The 20685-nt window shown below is 61.8% G+C and carries 16 protein-coding genes; 9 read left to right on the top strand and 7 right to left on the bottom strand.

Annotated features, from left to right (window positions below):
- From ACGHP5_RS10975 to ACGHP5_RS10960, 4 genes are all read left to right on the top strand, one after another.
- A complete protein-coding gene (locus ACGHP5_RS10975) occupies nucleotides 1-1260 on the top strand; it encodes an ABC transporter permease (RefSeq protein ID WP_290533093.1) in 1260 nt (419 codons plus the stop codon).
- Nucleotides 1261-1290: 30 nt separating this feature from the next.
- On the top strand, nucleotides 1291-2403 hold the full coding sequence (locus tag ACGHP5_RS10970) for an efflux RND transporter periplasmic adaptor subunit (protein ID WP_290533094.1): 1113 nt from the start codon (nucleotides 1291-1293) through the stop codon (nucleotides 2401-2403).
- Between the two features lie 18 nt (nucleotides 2404-2421).
- Nucleotides 2422-3819 (top strand): TolC family protein, encoded by a 1398-nt coding sequence (locus ACGHP5_RS10965; protein ID WP_337773350.1) that lies wholly within the window; start codon nucleotides 2422-2424, stop codon nucleotides 3817-3819.
- Between the two features lie 369 nt (nucleotides 3820-4188).
- Complete coding sequence (locus ACGHP5_RS10960) at nucleotides 4189-5850, top strand: putative transporter (RefSeq protein WP_390566763.1); 1662 nt, start codon at nucleotides 4189-4191, stop codon at nucleotides 5848-5850.
- Here ACGHP5_RS10960 and ACGHP5_RS10955 read toward each other — a convergent pair.
- From ACGHP5_RS10955 to ACGHP5_RS10925, 7 genes are all read right to left on the bottom strand, one after another.
- On the bottom strand, nucleotides 5819-7240 hold the full coding sequence (locus ACGHP5_RS10955) for a mechanosensitive ion channel family protein (protein ID WP_290533097.1): 1422 nt from the start codon (nucleotides 7238-7240) through the stop codon (nucleotides 5819-5821). The genes ACGHP5_RS10960 and ACGHP5_RS10955 overlap by 32 nt on opposite strands.
- 81 nt (nucleotides 7241-7321) lie before the next feature.
- Complete coding sequence (locus ACGHP5_RS10950) at nucleotides 7322-7822, bottom strand: NUDIX domain-containing protein (protein WP_337656955.1); 501 nt, start codon at nucleotides 7820-7822, stop codon at nucleotides 7322-7324.
- Nucleotides 7809-8966, bottom strand: a complete 1158-nt coding sequence (araJ, locus tag ACGHP5_RS10945) for an MFS transporter AraJ (protein WP_337757381.1) — start codon at nucleotides 8964-8966, stop codon at nucleotides 7809-7811. Before araJ ends, ACGHP5_RS10950 begins: the two co-directional genes overlap by 14 nt.
- 90 nt (nucleotides 8967-9056) lie before the next feature.
- Nucleotides 9057-11495 (bottom strand): OstA-like protein, encoded by a 2439-nt coding sequence (locus ACGHP5_RS10940; RefSeq protein WP_337757379.1) that lies wholly within the window; start codon nucleotides 11493-11495, stop codon nucleotides 9057-9059.
- 3 nt (nucleotides 11496-11498) lie between these two features.
- Nucleotides 11499-12905 (bottom strand): peptidylprolyl isomerase, encoded by a 1407-nt coding sequence (locus ACGHP5_RS10935; RefSeq protein WP_290533101.1) that lies wholly within the window; start codon nucleotides 12903-12905, stop codon nucleotides 11499-11501.
- A 24-nt stretch (nucleotides 12906-12929) separates the two neighbouring features.
- Nucleotides 12930-13814 (bottom strand): hypothetical protein, encoded by an 885-nt coding sequence (locus tag ACGHP5_RS10930; protein ID WP_295902807.1) that lies wholly within the window; start codon nucleotides 13812-13814, stop codon nucleotides 12930-12932.
- Between the two features lie 225 nt (nucleotides 13815-14039).
- The gene (locus ACGHP5_RS10925) at nucleotides 14040-14945 is read right to left on the bottom strand and encodes a CPBP family intramembrane glutamic endopeptidase (RefSeq protein WP_290533103.1); all 906 of its coding nucleotides are present in this window, start codon (nucleotides 14943-14945) and stop codon (nucleotides 14040-14042) included.
- Between the two features lie 114 nt (nucleotides 14946-15059).
- Between ACGHP5_RS10925 and ACGHP5_RS10920 the strand changes: the two genes are divergently transcribed.
- From ACGHP5_RS10920 to mnmE, 5 genes are read left to right on the top strand one after another with little or no spacing between them, the layout of a single operon-like run.
- Entirely contained in the window at nucleotides 15060-15830 is a 771-nt protein-coding gene (locus ACGHP5_RS10920; protein WP_290533104.1) for a ParA family protein, read from the top strand.
- A 12-nt stretch (nucleotides 15831-15842) separates the two neighbouring features.
- Nucleotides 15843-16712, top strand: coding sequence for a ParB/RepB/Spo0J family partition protein (locus ACGHP5_RS10915; RefSeq protein WP_290533105.1), 870 nt, complete (start codon nucleotides 15843-15845; stop codon nucleotides 16710-16712).
- Between the two features lie 7 nt (nucleotides 16713-16719).
- Complete coding sequence (locus ACGHP5_RS10910; RefSeq protein WP_337656961.1) at nucleotides 16720-17889, top strand: DUF5683 domain-containing protein; 1170 nt, start codon at nucleotides 16720-16722, stop codon at nucleotides 17887-17889.
- A gap of 3 nt (nucleotides 17890-17892) precedes the next feature.
- Complete coding sequence (locus tag ACGHP5_RS10905; protein WP_337757107.1) at nucleotides 17893-19260, top strand: transglycosylase SLT domain-containing protein; 1368 nt, start codon at nucleotides 17893-17895, stop codon at nucleotides 19258-19260.
- A complete protein-coding gene (gene mnmE, locus ACGHP5_RS10900) occupies nucleotides 19260-20615 on the top strand; it encodes a tRNA uridine-5-carboxymethylaminomethyl(34) synthesis GTPase MnmE (protein ID WP_337757105.1) in 1356 nt (451 codons plus the stop codon). The genes ACGHP5_RS10905 and mnmE overlap by 1 nt, the downstream gene beginning before the upstream one ends.
- Nucleotides 20616-20685 lie beyond the last annotated feature (70 nt).

Here is a 20685-nt window from a genome sequence, read left to right as displayed (position 1 = left end):
ATGTCCTTTTTCGACACAGACCGTTGGAACGAAATCTGGCAGACCATCGCCCGGAACCGCAAGCGCAGCATCATGACCGCGCTGGGGGTCTTCTGGGGCATCTTCATGCTCACGGTGATGCTGGGCGCCGGCATGGGTCTCGGACGCCTGTTCCGGGCACAGCTGGGCGACATGTCGACCAACACGCTGCTCATGCAGCCCGAACAGACGGGAATTCCCTACAAGGGCATGCCCAAAAACCGCTGGTGGAGGATGGACAACGAAGACGTGGAGGCCGTCAAGAAACAGCCCGAAGTGTTGTACGCCTCGGCCGTATTCTGGGGCGACGAAGTGCATTGCAGCTACCGCGAACACAAAGGCGACTACTCGCTGATGGGCTACACGCCCGACTACCAGAAGATCAACCCGCAGAAAATCCTCCACGGCCGTTTCATCAACGAGGTGGACATGGTGCAGAAACGCAAGGTCTGCGTCATCGGCACGCAGATCGCGAAAGACCTGTTCCCGGGCGAACAGGACCCGACAGGCAAGGTGATCAAGATGAACAATGCCTATTTTCGGGTGATCGGCGTGTTGCGCAAGCAGAGTACGGCCATGTCGTTCAGCGATGTCGAAAACACGGCCGTCGTGCCCGTATCTCTGGCGCAGCAGATGTACGGCGGCGGCAACCGGATCCACATGCTCGCCGTGGCGGGCCGCGACGACACACCCAGCAAGGAGGTCGAAAAGGCGTGCCGCGAGGCCGTGTTCGCCCGCCACATCATCTCGCCCGACGACGAGAAGGCCGTCTGGACGATGGCCACGGCCGAGATGTTCGACAAGGTGATGGGACTTTTTCGCGGCATTGCGTGGCTGACGTGGTTCGTGGGACTCGGCACGCTGCTGGCGGGCATCGTCGGCGTGAGCAACATCATGCTGGTGCTCGTCAAGGAGCGCACGCAGGAGATCGGCATCCGCCGCGCACTGGGCGCCCCGCCGCGGGCCATCATCTCGCAGATCCTCTCCGAAAGCTTCGTGCTGGCCTTCATTGCGGGCGTACTGGGGCTGACGGCGGCCGTGGGGCTGCTGTCGGTGGTCGACTCGATCTACTACCAGGCGGTCACCGTGGCGCAGGACGGATTCGAAATATCGTGGATGATCTCCTTCGGCACGGGCATCGCGGCGCTGGCGATCCTCGTGGCGGGCAGCCTGCTGGCGGGTGTCATCCCCGCGACCCGCGCCCTGCGGATCAAGGCGGTGGACGCCATACGCGAAGAATAGAACTGAAAATTAAAAACCATATTTGCGGCTATGAAAAAGTTTCTGAAGATTTTTGCCGGAGTGCTCTTTGCAGCGCTCTTACTGGGAACCTTCTGGTTTCTGTGGCAAAAGACCCGTCCGGTGAAGGTCGTCTACACGATCGTGGAGCCGAAACTGGACACGCTCAAACAGTTCGTGGTGGCCACGGGCAAGGTAGAACCCCGCGACGAGGTGATGATCAAACCCCAGATTTCGGGCATCATCTCCGACGTTTACAAAGAGGCCGGGCAGCTCGTCCGCAAGGGCGAGGTGATCGCCACGGTGAAGGTCGTGCCCGAAATGGGCCAGCTGTCGAGCGCCGAATCGCGCGTCTCGGTGGCCGAAATCTCGCTGGCGCAGACCCGCCGCGAGTACGACCGCACGAAGGCCCTCCACGAAAATGGCGTCGTCTCGGACGAGGAGGCGGAGCAGGGCCGCACGGCCCTCGACAAGGCCGAAGAGGAGCTGCAAAACGCCCGGGAGAACCTGGAGATCGTGAAGAACGGCATTTCGAGTCGCTTCAAGGAGTTGAGCAACACGCAGATTCGCTCGACGATCGACGGCATGATCCTCGACGTGCCGATCAAGGTCGGCAACTCGGTGATCCAGGCCAACACGTTCAACGACGGCACGACGATCGCCACCGTGGCCGACATGTCGAACATGCTCTTCCGGGGCAACGTCGACGAGACGGACGTGGGCAAACTGCACGAAGGCATGCCCGTCAAACTCACCATCGGCGCCCTGCAGAACGTCGAACTCGACGCCACGCTGGAGTACGTGTCGCCCAAGGCCACGGAGGACAACGGCGTGATCCTGTTCGAGGTCAAGGCCGCCGTGAGAATTCCCGCCGACGTCTTCGTACGCGCCGGGTACAGCGCCAACGCCAGCGTGATGATCCAGAGCCGCGAAGGGGTGCTCACCCTCCCGGAGAGCACCGTGGAGTTCGAGGGCGACAAAACCTACGTACACATGCTCACCAGCGCCGAAGGGGCCGAGGAGCAGACCTTCGACAAGCACGAGGTGAAAATCGGCCTTTCGGACGGCATGAACATCGAGATCACCGAAGGCGTGGCCGCCGGAGACAAGATCCGCGGCGTCAAGGAGGAGAAGAAGAAAAAGTAACCGCAAAAACACCGCAGCATGAAAACCGGCATCCTACTCGCCGCCCTGTGCGCCGCCGCAACGGCGGTCTGCGCGCAGAACGCATCCCTGAAAAACGCCGAACCGGTACTGCTTCCGGATACACCCGTGATTGCGGAACCGACCGAACCGGCGCCGGGTGCGGCATGGTCGCTCGACGACTGTATCGGCTACGCTCTGCACAACAACATCAGCGTACAGCAGCGGGCGCTGCAAATCGAACGCAACAGCATCGATCTCTCGACTTCCCGGTTCAGCCGCCTGCCCAGCCTGAACGCTTCGGCCGGCGCCGACGCCTCGTTCGGCCGCGTGCTTTCGAGCGACAACACCTATAAGGAGAAGAACCAGACCTCGGGATCGCTCAACGTCTCGGCCTCCATGCCGCTTTTCCAGGGCATGCGCATCAACCGCCAGATCAAGGCCGGGAAACTGAACCTCGCGGCCGCGGTGCAGGACCTGGAAAAAGCCCGCGAGGACGTGTCGATCAACATCATGACACTCTATCTCGACGTACTCTACAACAAGGAACTGGTCGGCGTGGCCGAACGCCAGCTGGCGTTGAGCACGCAGCAGGCCGCGCGCAGCCGTGCGCTGGCCGCCGCGGGCAAGCAGCCCGAATCGGCCGTCTACGAGAGCGATGCCCTCGAGGCCAAAGACCGGCTGACGCTCACCCAGGCCCGCAACGACCTGCGGCTGGCCCTGCTCGATTTAAGCCAGGCCCTCAACCGCGAGAGCGCCGCAGGATTCGACATCGTAGAGCCTGCGCTCGACAGCATGACCCTCGCTTCGCTCCACCGCCTCGGCTCGGTGGAAGACGTATACGCCTACGCCGCCGAGAACCGGCCGCACATCCGCGCGGAACGGCTGCGGCTCGAAGGCTCGGAACATTCGGTCGCCGTAGCCCGCGCGGACCTCTATCCGTCGCTGTCGCTGTCGGGCGGATACGGCACGGGAATTTACAGCGCCGACAAGGACAAATTCTGGGCGCAGATGCGCCATAACAGCCGCGAATACGTCGGCGTCTCGCTCGACATCCCGATCTTCAACCGCCGGGCCGCGCGCAACAACATCAGCAAGGCGCAGATCGCCGTGCGCAGCCAGCAGCTCGCCGTCACCGAAGCCGAACGCGACCTGCGCAAGCAGATCGAGCAGGCATGGTACAACGCCGACGCCGCCTATGCCAAATACCACTCGGCGGAGGCCGCCTCGGCCTCGGCGAAGGTGGCGTTCGCCTACGAGGAGCAGAAAGCCGAAGCCGGCAGGTCGACGATCTTCGACTTCAACGACGCCAAGACACGCATGGAAAAGGCCGAATCCGAAGCCGTGCAGGCCAAATACGAGTTCGTTTTCCGTTCGAAGGTTCTCGATTTCTACCGCGGAAAACCGTTGCAACTCTGAAAAAAGGGAATTTTAATATACGAATTCAAACAAAGAGGATGACCTGAAACGGTCACCCTCACTGCTACCCGGAACACCAGGTCCCTGAAGAATCCAGGCGGCTGCCGGATTGAATCCCGGACCTCCTCCGGCGGAAAAGTCCTTCGTGCGTCACTGATGATCTGTGTTTATCCCAGCAGTACAAAAGTAAACAAATTATCCCAGCCCGCAATAGGCGGGGCGTTTTTGTAATAAGGCTCGACCAAAATGTCATACCCCGAAAAGGCAAAATAATACGCCCGGACGCATACGAACCACTTTTCGTTCTGCAAAAAAGCGGCAATCCGGAAAATTTGACCTACTTTTGCAACGGTTTCAACAGTTGAAAGGATGGAATGGCTTAAAGAATTGCTCGTCGAGCACTCGGCTTTGCAGGCCGTCGTGGTGATTTCGCTCATCTCGACGATCGGTATCGGACTGGGAAAGATCCACTTCTTCGGGATCTCGCTCGGCACGGCCTTCATCTTCTTCGTGGGCATTCTGGCCGGGCATTTCGGCCTCTCGCTCGACCCGGCGATGCTGACCTACGCCGAAAGTTTCGGACTGGTGATCTTCGTCTACGCTCTCGGTTTGCAGGTGGGACCGGGTTTCTTCAGTTCGATGCGCGCCGACGGACTGCGGCTCGTCTCCCCCGCCATCGCCATCGTGCTGCTCGGAACGGCCCTGGCCATGGCGATGAGCTGCGCCTTCGGGGTCTCGATGCCCGACATGTCGGGCATTCTGTGCGGCGCGACGACCAACACCCCGGCGCTGGGCGCCGCGCAGCAGACGCTGCAACAAATGGGCATCGACGCCAACGGAGCTGCGCTGAGCTGCGCCGTGGCCTACCCGCTGGGCGTCGTGGGCGTGATTCTGGCCGTGGTCTTCCTGCGCAAGCTCTTCGTGCGCCCTTGCGACATGCCGGGACCCGACGCCGAGCACCGCAAGAACGTCTTCATCGCCAGCTACCACCTCACCAATCCCGCGGTCTTCGGCAAGAGCGTCCACGAAATCGCGACGCAGAGCCACCACCATTTCGTCATCTCGCGCCTGTGGCGCGACGGCCGGGTTTCGATCCCCACCTCGGACAAGACCCTGCAGGAGAACGACGTGATCCTGGTCATCACCACGCCCGGCGAAGCCGACGCCCTGCGGCTGATCTTCGGCGAACAGGAGACCAAGGACTGGAACACGGAAAACATCGACTGGAACGCCGTCGACAGCCAGCTCATCTCGCAGCGCATCCTCGTGACGCGCCCCGAAATCAACGGCAAGAAACTCTCGCAGCTGCGCCTGCGGAATACCTACGGCATCAACATCAGCCGCGTCTACCGCTCGGGCGTGCAGCTGCTGGCCACCCCCGACCTGCGTTTGCAGCTGGGCGACCGTCTGACCGTGGTGGGCGAGGCGGAGGCGATCCGCAACGTCGAGAAAATCCTCGGCAACGCCGTCAAAAGCCTCAACGAACCCAACCTCGCAGCGGTGTTCATCGGCCTGATCCTCGGCCTCACGCTGGGGAGCATCCCCGTGGCGATCCCCGGGATTTCGATTCCCGTGAAACTGGGCCTCGCGGGCGGCCCGATCATCGTCGGCATCCTGATCGGCACGTTCGGGCCCCGGCTCCACATGATCACCTACACCACCCAAAGCGCCAACCTGATGCTGCGCGCGCTGGGCCTTTCGATGTACCTCGCATGCCTCGGGCTGGATGCCGGAACACACTTCTTCGAAACCGTCATGCGTCCCGAGGGAGCCTTGTGGCTCGGCATCGGATTCGCACTGACGTTCGTGCCGGTGGTGCTGGTGGGGCTGTTCGCCCTGCGGGTGCTGAAGGTCGACTTCGGATCGGTCTCGGGACTGCTGTGCGGCAGCATGGCCAACCCGATGGCGCTCAACTACGTGAACGACACGATCGAAGGCGACAACCCCTCCGTATCCTACGCCACGGTCTATCCCGTGTGCATGTTCCTGCGCGTGATCATCATTCAGGTGATGCTGATGCTGGTGCTTTAGCCTCTTCCGAAGCGGGCTGTTCCGCCTGCGGCTTTTGCGGGACGGACGGCGGCGTCTGCGACGGCGTCTGTGCAGCTTGTGGAGCGGAAGGCGGCGGCGTTTGCGGCGGCATCTGTGCGTTCTGCGAAAACGCATTGCGCAGCGAGGCGACATCCTCACCCGACGGATTCTGGAAGACCCGCAGCCCGAATTCGGGAATCACGGCCAGCACATGGTCGAAGACATCCGACTGAATTCCTTCGTAATCCACCCACACGACCGTGTCGGTAAAGAAATAGAGCTGCATCGGAAGCCCCGTTTCGGTGGGCTGCAACTGCCGCACCATCAGCGTCATATCCTTGTTCACCGGGACCTCGCTCCGGAGGTAGCGGACCAGGTAGGCCCGGAAAACCCCGAGGTTGGTCTGATGCAGGCCGTTGATCCGCCGTTCTCCGGAGCCGATGCCGTGCGCGGCGTTGTACTCCTCGACACGGCGTTCGGTCTGATCGACGTAGTCGCGGATCAGGTCGATCGTGCGGTAGTGGTCCAGCATCTCGGGCGTACAGAAACGCACGCTCGTCATGTCGATCGCCACCGAGCGCATCACGCGCCGCCCGCCCGAAAGCTGCATGGCATGCCAGTTGGTGAACGAATCGGTCGTCAGCAGATAGGGCGGCAGCATGACGAGCGTGTTGTCCCAGTTGCGGATCTTGACCGTCGTCAGCGACACCTCCTCGACGTTGCCGTCGGCCCCGTACTTGGGGACCGAAATCCAGTCCCCGACCTTGAGCATGTCGTTGGCCGCGAGCTGGATGCCCGAGACGAAGCCGAGGATGCTGTCGCGGAAAATCAGCATCAGCACGGCTGCCGAGGCGCCCAGCCCCGTCAGCAGAATGGCGGGCGACTTGTCGAGCAGGATCGAAATAATCAGGATCGTGCAGATCAGCAGCGCGATGCCCTGCGCCGTCTGCCGCAGGCCCTTGATGGGTTTGTTCTGCCAGGCAGGGCGTGCTGCGGCGATGCGGAAGGCGGCATAGAGCAGCGCGTTGACGAAGCGGAAAACCGAAAAGACGATATAGGCCTGCATGAGCCGCAGGACGATGACGCGCCCGGTGGATTTCTCCTCGAAGACCACCGGGAGCACGACGGCCAGCAGGATAGCACTCAAAATATGGCACATGCACCGGAGAACCGGAACGCTGAAAAGCGTATCGTCCCACTTGGCCCGGGTGCGCTCCACCAGCCGGCGCACTCCGCGCACGATTCCCAGCTGCAACAGCAGGTCGAAAACCACGGCGGCCAGCACCACAAGCACGAAAGCCGCCCAGCGGTCGAGCGTATCGCTGGCGGCCGAAGTCAGGCCCAGCCATTCGAGCAGGGCGTGCGTCCAACGTTTCAGAAGTGTCTGCATGTACGTACCCGTATCAATTTTCGGGCCTCAACCGCAGCGGCGGCCGAAAACCCGGAAACGACGCCGGTACGGACAACGGGGTTACCCGAGAATCAACCCGACCTCGCCCTCGAAGTTAGGCGTGAAGAGGCCCCGTCCGAGGTTTTCGCGGATTTCGTCCGGAGACCAGAAACGCCCGCCGTCGAGTTCTCCGCTCGGGCGGACCACCCCGTCGTAGACCGTGCGGAAGACATGGACCAGCTCGTATTCGCACTCCGAGCGGAACGGATAGACCGCGACCGCCCCGGGCACGAAATCCGTGATGCCCAGCTCCTCGCGCACCTCGCGCCGCAGGGCCTCGCCGACGGTTTCGCCGTAGTCCACATGGCCGCCCACGGCCGTATCCCAGCGTCCGGGCTGGATGTCCTTCCATGCGGGGCGTTTTTGCAGGTAGAGTTCACCCCGCGAATTGAAGACGTGGAGATGCACCACCGGGTGCAGGAGCATCGATCCGCCGTGGCACTCGCCGCGCGAGGCTTTGCCGACGACGTTTCCCGCCGTGTCGACCACGGGAAAGAGTTCTTCGCTGTTATCGCAGTTCATGTCGGGGATATTTCCGGATGTAGACGATGACGGCCAGCATGCCCAGCAGCACGAAGGCCGCGCCCGGCAGGGCCGTGTACCGGTAACCGAGTTTATGGTCGATCGGCAGGCCGCCGCAGAAGGCACCCAGCGCATTGCCGAGGTTGAAGGCCACCTGCACGAGAGCCGCGCCGAGCATCTCGCCGCCCCGCGAGTTTTCGAGGATCAGCAGCTGCTGGGGCGACGACACGCAGAACAGGCACGCCGTCGTGAGGCACATCAGCGTCACCGAGAGGGACGGAATATGCGCCCCGAAAAAGATACCGACGAGTGCGAGAACGGCCACGCCGAGCGTGAAGCGCACGACCTTCTCGGGCGTGAAGCGGTCGGCATAGTGGCCTCCGACGATGTTGCCGGCGAACATGCCGAAACCGGCCAGCATGATGATCAGCGTCAGGTCCTCGGGGCGAAACCCCGAGGTGTGGACCATCAGCGGACTGACGTAGCTGTACCAGCAGAAGATGCCGCCGTTGCCGAGCATCACCGAGAGGAGCACCAGCCACGGGGCGAACTTTTTCAGAAAGCCGAACTGCCCTTTAAGCCCCGTGTCGGGCAGAGCCGGAAGGGCGGGGACCCAGAGTTTCACGAGCAGCAGCGCCACGGCGCCCCACACGGCGACGATACCGAACGTGGCGCGCCACGTCACGGCCCCGCTGATGTAGGTTCCCAGCGGCACGCCGAACAGATTGGCGACGGTCATTCCGACGACCATGATCGACACTGCTTCGGCGCGTTTCCCCTTGTCGGCGACGCGCTCGGCGACGATCGACCCCACGCCGAAAAAGGCCCCGTGGGGAAGTCCCGAGATGAAGCGCATGGCCACCAGCGTCCAGTAGTTCGGCGCGAGGGCCGCGCAGGCGTTGCCGACGATAATCAGCGTCACGAGGGCCAGCAGGATGTGCTTCAGCGGGCGGGTGCGGGCTACGAGGACCGTGAGCGGTGCGCCGAAGCAGACGCCCAGCGCATAGGCGGAGATCAGGTGTCCGGCCTCCGGAATCGTAACCCCGAGGCTGCGGGCAATGTCGGGCAGAATGCCCATCATCACGAACTCCGCCATTCCGAGCGCAAGCGTTCCGAATGCCAGAGCGATCAAACTTTTCTTCATCGGACCGGAATCATTAATTTTCCAACGGGCTGCAAAAATAGCACAAAAAAGGTGAAAAGTTTTTGCCTCTTTTCACCTTTTTCCAATTTTTCAGAGTTTGGGTCCCGACTCCCGCGGCTGGCCCACTTCGAAGCCCAGCGCCCGCATCCACTCCACGGTGGCGGCATCGACCTGATCGTTCCGGTCGGCCCAGCGGCGCTCCTCGATCAGTTGCTTCTTACGCTCCTCCAGGGCTTTCAGCAGCGGGAAATCCGGATGTGCGAGATGCGTCTTCTCCTCACGCTGCGAGGGCCGGATCCTGCGGTCGAAGACCGCGTCCTGCGTCGGACGCCGCGCACCCTCCCACTTGAACCCCTTGAGGTAAAGCTCCTGGTCGGCGGGAATCTTGTCCATCGGGTAGATGTTCCAGTCGGGGTCCTTGCGGTAGACGATCGTCACGACCTGCTTGTCCTCGATGTAGAACGAACAGTCGCCGCTCTCGATGACGCCCATGCCCGTGATCTCGGGCGGCTCGCCGTCCTGCATGTAGTAGATCGTCTGGGCATTGCCGTTCACGTCGTTGCGGTAGATCTGATTGTCGCGGAACCACGCCGTCATCTGCTTGCCCGCCACCTGGTTGTAATGGACCGTATCGAGCTGGGAGACCATCATCGGAGTGCCGATGAACTCGGCGCGCGTGATCTGCTGGTTCTCGGTGAATATATCCATCACGTCGGAGGTGATCTGGTTGCCCTGGTTCCACAGCACGGGGTCGATGTAGAGATGAATCGTCGAATCGGTGCTGATGGCCGTCATCGAGTCGCATACGGCCTGGAAATCGGAACGGAAAATGCGCACATTGCGGAAACCCTTCATCAGGCGGTAAACCGAGTCGGCGGAGTCGGTGAGCGAATCGACCGAGTCGGCCGGAATCTGCATCGCCAGCGAGTCGGCGGCCAGCGAATCGGACATCTGCAACAGCAGCGAATCCATCTCCCGGTCGTTGCGGGCGATCAGCGAGTCGATCTCGCGCAGGGCCGTGGAATCGACCGGAATCACCTTGCCCTTGCGGGCGGCACGGGCCTGGCGGGCGCGGAGTTTCGACTCGGCCTTGAGTTTGCGCGCAGCGAGGCGCCGCTCCTCCCGCTCCTTCTGGGCCAGCAGTTTGGCCGTTGTCTTCTCCTGGCGTTTCCGGGCGATCTCCTCCAGTTTTTCCTTCTTGGCCTTGGCGGCCGCGGCCTTTTGAGCCGCTTTCAGCTTGGCGGCCTGCTCCTTGAGGTAGGCTTTCCGGGCATCGCCGACCAGCGTATCGAGCGGATTGACGGCCGGAACGGCCAGCGAATCGGGAACGGAAACGCCCTGCAACGAATCGGGGACCTCCTGCCGGGCCAGCGAATCCGGCCCTGCGGCGTCTTCCGGCGAACCGGAACCGGCATCCGGAACGCGGGGCCTTCCGAGCGAATCCACAGCAGGATGGCCTCCGGAAACTCCCCCGGCCGGGTGGTGCGGCGTCCCGAGAACGGCTGAATCGGCTTTCAGGCGCGCCAGCGAGTCGGCTTTGGCCGCGGCAGCGGCACGGCGCAGCGCGTTTTCATTGATCGTGAAGAGGTACATCGAGTCGGCGCGCATGAAAAGCGAGTCACCCTGCGAAAGGTCGTAACTCACCACCGCGGGACGGCGCGTGAGAAACGCATTGCCCGGCTCCTTCCAGTACTCGCCGTAGTCCCCGAAGGCGATCACCTTGTGTTCGGCGTCGTCCAGCTGCAGATCGCGCCGCAGGATCACATGGTCCTCGGCGCGGTAGTAATGGAGGCTGTCGCTCCAGATCTCCTGTTTTTCGGTCAGAATATAGCCGTTGCGCGTCACGATGTAGAGCGTGTCGGCCTTGTCGTAGGAACCGCGGTCGGCATAGAGATAGTCGCCGTCCTTGTTCCAGATGTTGGTACGCTCGAAGAAAAAGGCATTGTCGGTAGCCATGTTGTAAACCACCGAATCGCCCTTGAGTTCGTATTCGTCGTTGCGCATTTCGACGCGGTCGACGGCGATCAGCTCCTTCGTATCGGCATAGTAGTAGCCGCGGACCGATTCGAGCAGGTTCTCGCGGTTGAGCATCACCCCGCCGTCGGCGAATTCGCCGACGTTCTCCTTGGTGTTGAACAGGAATTTATAGGTGTAGAGCGTGGCGTCGCCGTCGACGACCTTGACGATGTCGGAGTAGACCCGCGCCTCGTTCAGCTCGCCGTCGTACTCGGCCCTGTCGCCGTAAATATAAGTGGTATTCTTGTTGATCAGCACGTGGCCGAAGAACTCGATGCGCATATCGGAGTAGCGCACGGCCGAGTCGCACGTGATGACGGCGCCGTTGTGCTGTGCGGCGAAGTTCCCCACCAGGAAAACCACCGAATCGCCCGGGGCGATAGGTCCCATCAGGTCCGATTTGAGGTCGATGAGCTTTTTCTCGCCCTCCGGCTCCGGAGCCTGCATGCCGCCGCGCGCCGCAACCACGGCGGCGGCCAACACCACGACGGCTATGGACAAGAGCCTGCGCACGGCCTATTTCACCCAGTGTTTGTTCTCGAACTCCCCGTTGCGGAATTCGGGCGAGATATAGACGTACATGCCGTCGATCTTCTTCGAAAGCCACTCCTTGAAGACCCGCTCCTGCTTGTCCTGCAGGGCCATCTCTTCGAGCCGCAGGTAGTCCTCGTTGAGCGAAGCCGTATGCGTGGGGATCACCTCGACCAGCTTGACGATCTTGGCCATCTGGTTGCCGAGCATGTCTTCGGTGAGGTAGGCCTCCGAAATCTCACCGGGTTTGAGCCGGTTCAGGGCGTTGTAGTCGTCGAGGCTCTTGAAACGGCCGAAGTCCTCCTTGAGGAATTTCGTGACGGTCAGTTTGGCGTCGAAGGCGTTGAAACGCTCCAGGATGTCGTGGTTCGAGACGATACCGCCGTTCATCTTCGACTGCGCGTCGTCCGAATGGAGCAGCGCGGCCTTCTCGAAAGTGATCGAATCCTTGCGGATCACCTTCACCAGGCTGTCGAGCGTATTGAGCGAACCGCTCAACTCCTCGGTCGTATAGACCGGGCGCAGCAGGATATGGCGGAAATGGTAGAGCCGGCCGCGCTTGTCCAGAAGCTGGATGATGTGGAAGCCGAACTGCGACTCGACCACCTCGGAGATCTGGCCGGGGCGCATCTTCTCCAGCGCCGCGCCGAATGCTGGGTCGAGCTGTTCGATCGTCGAAGGGTCCATCTCGCCGCCCCGCATCATCGTGCCGGGATCCTGCGAATACATGCGGGCGAGATTTTCGAACTTGGCCTTGCCCGTGATCACGCGTTCGCGCATGTCGATCAGCCGTTCGCGCGTGCGCTGCTTGGCGGCGGTCATCGACTTGGGGAACTTGGTGATCTGCGCATAGACATACTGATCGGCGACGAGCGGCAGGCTGTCCTTCGAGATCGACTTGTAGAAACGCTCCACCTCGCCCGGGATCACCGACACCTTGTCGACCACCTCGTTCTGCATGGAGTTGGCATAGGCCTGCTCCTCGTAACGCTGACGCATGATTTCGCGGATGTTGAAGATCGGCATGTGGTGCTTGGCTTCGAGCCGGGTGATCGACCCTTCGGCCTCGACCATCTGCTGCACCTGCTCCTCGACACGCGCCATGATGTCGGCGTCGTTGACCTTCACAGAGTCGATCTGCGCCTGGTTGTAGAGCAGCTTCTGGGTCATCAGCGCTTCGAGCGCCTCGTTCATCGGGTCGCGGTCGGAAGTGTACCCCTCCTGGCGGCGCTGTTCCGTCAGCTGGCGCGCATAGTCGTCCACCTCGGAGTAGAGGATCGACGATCCGCCCACCACGGCCACCACCTTGTCGAGCATCACCTGTCGTTTCTGCGCAAGGGCGCCTGCGAACAACAGGGCGAGCGCCGCGGCCATCATAGCTTTTTTCAACATCTTGGTTTCGTTTATCGTTTTATTTTATTCGTCTTTCTTCGGTTTCTCGTCGGCGAAAATCCTCACCTCGCCCATCTCCGCGGCCCGGGTGCAAAGCTCCTCCTCGTGCGAGCGGATGATCTCGCCCTTGCGCTGGTTGAACAGGATGCGGCGGATCGTCCCGCGCAGCCGTTCGAGCGGAATCGGCTCGCCCTCGCGCAGCACGGCGTCGATCTGGAAATAGTAGCGCGCATGGCTGTCGCGCATCTCCTGCACGGCATTGGTCGCCAGCACCGAGTCGTAACTTTGCGAACGCAGCGTCGGGAGGTAGCTCAAAAACTCCGGGAAGTCGATCCACTGGTCGCGGAAATCGTCCACCGTGAAGTCGTTCTTTTCACAGATGTCCCTGAAATCCTGCTGCTGCGCCTCCGACCTGGCCCCCATCAGCGTCTTGAGCTTCGCGGCCTGCCGGTATCCCTCGCCGAAACGGACGATGCGCCCCTTGACGATCGTGCGGTCGAGCTTGAAGTCGGCCTTGTGGGCGTTGTAGTAGGCCGCGATCTCGTCGGCGGTGAACACCGTATCGATCGAACGGTCGACGTAATGCTGGTCCAACTGGCGGATCAGCAGCGCCTGACGGTACTCCTCCACCATCTTGTCGATGTCGCCCGCCGAAGAGGAAAAGAGCGTCTCCGCCTCCTGGAGTTTGAGCTGCTTGAGCACCCAGCGGTCGATGTAAACCTTCATGAAGGCCGCGCTGTCGTCGCCCGAAAGCCCCTGCGGGACCACCGACCGCACGTCGCCCAGCCGCAGGTCCTTGCCGCCGGCCCGCGCGATGGTCGTGTCGCCGGCGAAATAACGCGGCAGCTCCCGGCAGCCCGCCAGCAGCAGCACACCCGCCGCGACCGCTATTTTCGCTCGCAAATTCATATTCCGAAGGGCAAAGATAGAAAATTAACGTAAGTTCGACGAATTTTTGCTTATACTATTTTTCAAGAGTCACAACGCTCCGTAGAACTCGTCGAACTCCTGTTACGGCGTTAAAAACACCGGATTCAACATTTAAAATTCCTCTAAATCTCCCTTTGTTAAGGGAGACTTGAATCCTGGGTCTCATCCGATTTCCTGTAAAGAACGCACATCACCGGCGGATTATTACGCCGCGGACGGATTTTTCTCCGCCTCCTTCATGCGCCGCAGCGTGCGCACCATCATATAGCCCGACACGGCGGAGAGCGCCAGCGCCGCGATGTAAATCAGCACGTAAAGCGTCCGGCTGCCCACCAGGTCGATCAGCAGCGCATTGCCGTGCCCGGTGGCCAGCGCCAGATAGGCCACGGCGTTGTTCAGCGCATGGAGGATCATCACTGACCACAGCGAATCGGTCGCCAGGTAAACGTAGCCGAGCACCAGGCCGATGACCGTGGCGTTGATCACCTGCACGGGCTGACCGTGCAGCACGCCGAAGAAGAGCGACGAAACGAGCCACGCGGTGGTCACGCCGAACTTGCCGCGCAGCGACCCCAGCACGACGCCGCGGCAGATCAGTTCCTCGAATATCGGGGCGAAGATCACCAGCGAGAGGATGGTCCAGAATCCGCGGCCCACTTCGAGCGACAGCTCGGGCATCAGCCGCAGCAGGGGTTCGAGCACCACGCCGACGGCGAAGATCAGCACGAAAGCCCACAGCAGCAGCGCGGGGTTCAGCCCCCGGGCCGAGAAACGCGCCCACGGACCGCTGCCGCCACGCGCACGCCGGTAGTAGAGGATGCCGGCAAGCGTGATCGACATCGAGCAGAAATAGAGCGCCGCCATCACCTTGCCCAGCGCGGCCGGTTCCAGCGATTTGAAATCAAGCCCGTGTCCGGCGAAAAGCAGGAAGACCATCGCTGCGGTCCCCACGACGATCTGCGCCCCGAAGGCGATGCCCAGCATGGCGAACAGGTCGCCCACGGTCGGGAATTTCCGGCGGCCCGGACGCAGCTCCGCCGCCGGGACTGCGGACTGCCGTTCCGGAGCTGCGGACTCCGCCGCGGAAGCCGGCGTTTTTTTTTCTTCCATAATATCGTGTAGCTATCAATTCATTCCGACCGTAAAGATAAGCATTTTTCCGCTACGGTTATGGATTTCCATTTAATTTCACTAAATTTGCCTGCTTATAAACCGAATTCAAACATGGCAAAGGTAATCGCATTGGCCAATCAGAAAGGCGGCGTGGGCAAGACCACGACGGCCATCAATTTAGCGGCTTCGCTGGCTCTGCTGGGCAAGAAGGTGCTGCTGCTGGACGCCGATCCGCAGGCGAACGCCACCTCGGGACTGGGCTTCGACATCAACCTCGAAGGCATCTACGAGTGCATCGCCGGACAGAAACAGGCCGACGAAGTGCTCCTCCAAAGTCCCGACGTGAAAAACCTCTGGGTGCTGCCCTCGTCGATCGACCTGGTGGCCGCCGACACCGAACTGCCGAAGATGGAGAACGCCCACCACGTGATGAAACGCATCGTCGACTCGGTGCGCGGGAAGTTCGACTACATCTTCATCGACTGCTCGCCGTCGCTGGGCTACACCACGGTCAACATCCTCACGGCCGCCGACACGGTGCTGATCCCCGTGCAGTGCGAATACCTCGCCTTGGAAGGGCTTTCCAAACTGCTCAACACCATCCGCAAGGTCAAGTCGGGACTGAACCCCGACCTCGACATCGAGGGCTTCCTGCTGACGATGTACATGCGCAACCGCCTGAACAACCAGGTGGTAACCGAGGTCCGCGAGCACTTCGGCCCCCTGGCCTACGACACAATAATCCAGCGCAATATCCGTTTGGGAGAAGCGCCCTCGCACGGAAAACCCGTGATGCTTTACGATGCCGGGGCCGTCGGCTCGGAAAACTACCTGGCCTTGGCCCGGGAGTTCCTCAAACGCAACCGCAAACGCAGCAAATAAACGAATACAGATATGAAACAGAAGGGATTAGGACGCGGACTCGACGCCATTTTCGGCAGCGACCCCGTGGATGCCAAGCTCAAACCGATGAGCCAGATGGCCGAAATCGAAATCGCCGACATCATACCCAACCCCACGCAGCCGCGCACGCAGTTCGACGAGGAGGCTCTGGACGAACTGGCCGACTCGATCCGCCAGCTGGGCGTCATCCAGCCCGTGACGGTGAAGAAGGGCGACGGCGGCAAATACGTCATCATCAGCGGCGAACGCCGCTGGCGGGCCGCGCAGAGGGCCGACCTGAAGACCCTCCCGGCCTATATCCGCGAGGTGGACGACGAGAACCTGCACGCCATGGCCCTCGTGGAGAACATCCAGCGGCAGGACCTCAACGCCATCGAAATCGCGCTGGGCATGCAGCGCCTGATCGACGAGTGCAACCTCACGCAGGACGCCCTGTCGGAGAAGGTAGGCAAGAAGCGTTCGTCGGTGTCGAACTACCTGCGCCTGCTGAAACTCCCCGACGAGGTGCAGTTGGCCCTGAAGGAGGGGCTGATCTCGATGGGACACGCCAAAGCCATCGCCGGGGCGCCCGCCGACCAGCAGCTGCGGGTGTTGAAAAAGTGCATCAAGAAAGGCCTTTCGGTCCGCCAGGTCGAGGAGCTGGTCCGCGCGCTCTCCGAAGTTCCGGGCAAAGAGGCACAGAATGTGGAGGACGAAGAGTATCCCGAAAGCTACCTGAAACTGGTCGAGCAGCTCGAAAAGTTCTTTTCGCAGGAAATTTCGATCAAACGCGCGAAAAACGGCGGCGGCAAGATCGTCATCGGCTTCACGGACGACAGGGACATCGAGCAGTTCATCGAACGTTTCGCTAAACGCTCCTAATTAGTATATGGTGACAATCCGGTTCAGACTCCTGCTCCTCGTCGCAGCCCTCATGCTGGGACTGCCCGCCGGGGCACAGCTCCACCGCGGCGCGCGCACGGTCGTCCGCGGCGGACTGCTCGAAAAACCGGATTCGCTCAAAGGCCGGCGCGATTCGCTGCGTCTGGCGGGTCTCGTGCGGCAGATCGACTCGATCGCCGCCGTCGAATACGCCGCCGACTCGGCGGCCGTCGCGGACCTGCGCTCCGACGACCGGCACTACCTCGATTCGCTCGCCCTGGCGCGCTTCGACGCCGCGCAGCGGGGCGTGGACACCACAACCAAACCCAAGGTCTACAAAAAAGGCTGGTTCATGAGCGACTCGATGTCGCTCTCGAAGGTGTGCTGGATTTCGACCGTAGTCCCCGGCTACGGGCAGATTTACAACAAACAGTACTGGAAACTGCCGATCCTCTACGGACTGGTGGGAACCGGACTGGGACTTTACATCCACGAAAACAAGACCTACAAGCCGCTCAAACGCCAGTTCGAGTCCTATACCGACGTGAACCTCTCGCGCACGCCCGAACTGGACGCCCTCCAGTCCAAGATGATCCGCAGCAACACGCGGCGGCAGGTTTACCTGGGCGTCACGATCGCCTCGTACATCTACTTCATCGGCGACGCGGCCGTGAGCTACTCGACCAACGACGTGTCGAGCGTCAAGAAGGCCACCACGCTGGCCTGCATCTTCCCCGGAGCGGGACAGATCTACAACAAAAGCTACTGGAAAGTGCCTTTCGTCATCGGCGGATTCGCCTCGATGATCTACTGCATCGACTGGAACAACCGCGGCTACCAGCGTTTCAAGAAGGCCTACAACCTGCTGAGCGACTACGACCGCAATCCCGACAAATATCCCGACGGACCGACCGACGAGTTCCACGGACGCTATTCGGCTTCGTTCATCCGCAACCTGCGCAACAACTACCGGCGCAACCGCGACCTCTGCATCATCCTCTCGGGTGCGCTGTACGTCCTGCAGATCGTCGACGCGCATGTCGACGCCCACCTCAAGGACTACGACATTTCGGACGACCTCTCGATGAATCTCGAACCGCTGGTCGACTACACCTACGTCCCCACCCTCGGGGGCAACCGCCCGGTGTTCGGCTTCAATTTGAGCCTGAAATTTTAGACGATGAAGAAACTCCTTACCATAGCGCTGCTCCTTGCCGTCGCCGCTTCGGCGTCGGCCCTCGACCGCAGCCCCCGCAAGAAGAAACGCGACAGGAAAGCCAAGACCGAAACCGTCGCCCCGGCGCCCGTTCCCGAGGCCGAGGCCGAACCGGTTCCCGTTTCCGAGCCGGAATCCGCCCCGGCCGAAGAACCCGTCGTCAACGACATGACGCTGGGATTCTCCCCCGAACAGACCGACTCGCTGCTGGCCGCATGGCGCGAACGCCAGCGGCAGGATGCGTACAGCGAATTTTTCAAACAGTACATCCTGGAGGACTCTACCGAGGTGGCCGACAGCACGCCCGACTCGGTCTACTCCCGGCGGCTGCTCGACCTCGCATCGCCGATCCAGTTTCCCTACAACAGCATCGTAAAAGGCTACATCAACCGCTACACCAACTCGCGCTACGGCACGATCAGCCGCATCCTCGGCATGTCGCAGTACTACTTCCCGATCATCGAGGAGGAGCTGCTCCGCGAGGGGCTTCCCGTCGAGCTGCGCGCGCTGCCGATCATCGAATCGGCGCTCTCCCCCACGGCCGTGTCGCCGATGGGCGCCGTCGGGCTGTGGCAGTTCATGCCCACGACCGGCAAGAGCTACGGACTCGAAATCAACTCGCTGGTCGACGAACGCCGCGATCCCTACCGCGCCACGCAGGCCGCGTGCCGCTACCTGAAAGACCTCTACGCCATCTACAACGACTGGTCGCTGGCCATCGCCGCCTACAACTGCGGCCCGGGCAACGTCAACAAGGCCATCGCCCGTTCGGGAGGCAAGAATTTCTGGGAGATATACGACTACCTGCCCCGCGAGACGCGCGGTTACGTACCGGCCTTCATCGGCGCGTCGTACGCCTACGCCTACCACCGTCTGCACGGCATCGAGCCGACCGAAGCCCCGATTCCCCTTTCGGTGGACACCGTCCGGATCGACAAGCTGATGCACCTGGAGCAGATCTCCTCGACGATCGACCTGCCGATCGAGACCCTGCGCCAACTCAATCCGCAGTACAAGCTCGACATCATCCCGGCCACGACCAAGCCCTACACGCTGGTCCTGCCGCAGCGGTATGTCATGCAATACATCGCCCACGAGCCTGAAATCCACGCCAAAGACTCGATGTACCTCAAGGAATACATCAACCCGGCCAACATCGACAAGAAACGCCAGGAGCGCAGCGGGTCGGTCTACGTGGTCAAAAAAGGCGACACGCTGGGGGCCATCGCCCGCCGTTACCGCGTGACCACGGCGCAGATCATGCGCTGGAACCGCCTCAAGAGCGCCCACAAACTCCGCATCGGGCAGCGGCTCCGCATCGAAGGCAGGTAATGAACACCGATCACGATACCATCGTCGCCCCTGCAACCGCCGCCGGAGGGGCCATTGCCGTCATCCGCATCAGCGGCGGTGAAGCCTTCGCCGTTTGCGACCGGATATTCCGGGGCCGGCGGCCGCTCGCCGAGGCAGAGGGCTACACGGTGCATTACGGCACGGTAGCCGACGGCGACCGCGTGATCGACGACGTGCTGGCGACCGTTTTCCGCGCCCCGCACTCCTACACGGGCGAAGACTCTGTCGAAATCTCGTGCCACGGCTCCTCCTACATCGTCCCGGAAATCCTCCGGCTGCTGACCGCCGCAGGCGGACGCATGGCCCAGCCGGGCGAATTCACCATCCGCGCCTACCTGGCCGGGAAACTCGACCTCTCGCAGGCCGAGGCCGTGGCCGACATGATCGCCTCGTCGTCGCGGGCGGCGCATGCGCTGGCCTCGACGCAGATGCGCGGCGGATACTCCGGGGAACTCGAATCGCTGCGCGAAAAACTGCTGAACCTGACCTCGCTGCTGGAACTGGAACTCGACTTCTCGGAGGAGGACGTGGAGTTCGCCGACCGGACGGCGCTACGCGGGACGATGGAGCGCATCGCCGCGGAGATCGACCGCCTGCGCAGTTCGTTCGCATTGGGCAACGCCATCCGGGAGGGTGTCGCCGTAGCCATCGCCGGAGCACCGAACGTCGGCAAGTCGACACTGCTCAACCGCCTGCTCAACGAGGAGCGGGCCATGGTCTCGGAGATCGCCGGAACCACGCGCGACGTGATCGAGGAGTGCGCCAACATCGGCGGGGTGCTTTTCCGGTTCCTCGACACGGCCGGCATCCGCTCGACCGACGACCGGCTCGAACGCATGGGCATCGAACGCACGATGTCGAGCATCGGACGGGCGCAGATCGTCATTCATATGGTCGACGCCTCGACGCTCACGGGTCCGGTTCCCGCTCCCGGGTTCCCGCTCCGTCCCGACCAGAAACTCCTGACCGTCGTCAACAAGACCGACAAGGCCCCGGCAGCCTGGCGGCTTCCCGAAGGTGCCGTCGGTATTTCGGCCAAACACGGCGAGGGTATCGACGCCCTGTGCGACGCCCTGCGTGAGTCCGTCGACACCGAAGCGCTCTACCACGGCGACCCGGTCGTCTCGAACAGCCGCCATTACGAGGCGCTTTCGGCGGCCGGCGAGGCGCTCGGCCAAGCCCTCGACGGTCTCGCCCACGGCCTTCCGACCGACCTTTTGAGCGAAGAAATCCGCCAGGTCATCACCCAACTCGGCGCCATCACAGGCCGCGGCGCCATCGCCCCCGACGAAGTCCTGCAAAACATCTTCTCGAAATTCTGCATCGGAAAGTAACGACACTAAACAACATCCAACAAAAAACAAACTATAATACAGTATTACAGCTATTTAATACTATTCTTTT

The sequence above is a fragment of the Alistipes sp. i18-0019-D1 genome (assembly GCF_042852885.1).
In the GTDB taxonomy this organism is placed as follows: domain Bacteria; phylum Bacteroidota; class Bacteroidia; order Bacteroidales; family Rikenellaceae; genus Alistipes.
Note: the sequence above shows the minus strand (reverse complement) of the source record. Positions and strands in the feature narration are given on the sequence as shown.

Bases quoted from the DNA above. Each gene is read 5' to 3' on its own strand.
- ACGHP5_RS10975 (WP_290533093.1), top strand. From the start codon at position 1: ATGTCCTTTTTCGACACAGACCGTTGGAACGAAATCTGGCAGACCATC.
- ACGHP5_RS10970 (WP_290533094.1), top strand. From the start codon at position 1,291: ATGAAAAAGTTTCTGAAGATTTTTGCCGGAGTGCTCTTTGCAGCGCTC.
- ACGHP5_RS10965 (WP_337773350.1), top strand. From the start codon at position 2,422: ATGAAAACCGGCATCCTACTCGCCGCCCTGTGCGCCGCCGCAACGGCG.
- ACGHP5_RS10960 (WP_390566763.1), top strand. From the start codon at position 4,189: ATGGAATGGCTTAAAGAATTGCTCGTCGAGCACTCGGCTTTGCAGGCC.
- ACGHP5_RS10955 (WP_290533097.1), bottom strand. From the start codon at position 7,240: ATGCAGACACTTCTGAAACGTTGGACGCACGCCCTGCTCGAATGGCTG.
- ACGHP5_RS10950 (WP_337656955.1), bottom strand. From the start codon at position 7,822: ATGAACTGCGATAACAGCGAAGAACTCTTTCCCGTGGTCGACACGGCG.
- araJ (WP_337757381.1), bottom strand. From the start codon at position 8,966: ATGAAGAAAAGTTTGATCGCTCTGGCATTCGGAACGCTTGCGCTCGGA.
- ACGHP5_RS10935 (WP_290533101.1), bottom strand. From the start codon at position 12,905: ATGTTGAAAAAAGCTATGATGGCCGCGGCGCTCGCCCTGTTGTTCGCA.
- ACGHP5_RS10930 (WP_295902807.1), bottom strand. From the start codon at position 13,814: ATGAATTTGCGAGCGAAAATAGCGGTCGCGGCGGGTGTGCTGCTGCTG.
- ACGHP5_RS10925 (WP_290533103.1), bottom strand. From the start codon at position 14,945: ATGGAAGAAAAAAAAACGCCGGCTTCCGCGGCGGAGTCCGCAGCTCCG.
- ACGHP5_RS10920 (WP_290533104.1), top strand. From the start codon at position 15,060: ATGGCAAAGGTAATCGCATTGGCCAATCAGAAAGGCGGCGTGGGCAAG.
- ACGHP5_RS10915 (WP_290533105.1), top strand. From the start codon at position 15,843: ATGAAACAGAAGGGATTAGGACGCGGACTCGACGCCATTTTCGGCAGC.
- ACGHP5_RS10910 (WP_337656961.1), top strand. From the start codon at position 16,720: ATGGTGACAATCCGGTTCAGACTCCTGCTCCTCGTCGCAGCCCTCATG.
- ACGHP5_RS10905 (WP_337757107.1), top strand. From the start codon at position 17,893: ATGAAGAAACTCCTTACCATAGCGCTGCTCCTTGCCGTCGCCGCTTCG.
- mnmE (WP_337757105.1), top strand. From the start codon at position 19,260: ATGAACACCGATCACGATACCATCGTCGCCCCTGCAACCGCCGCCGGA.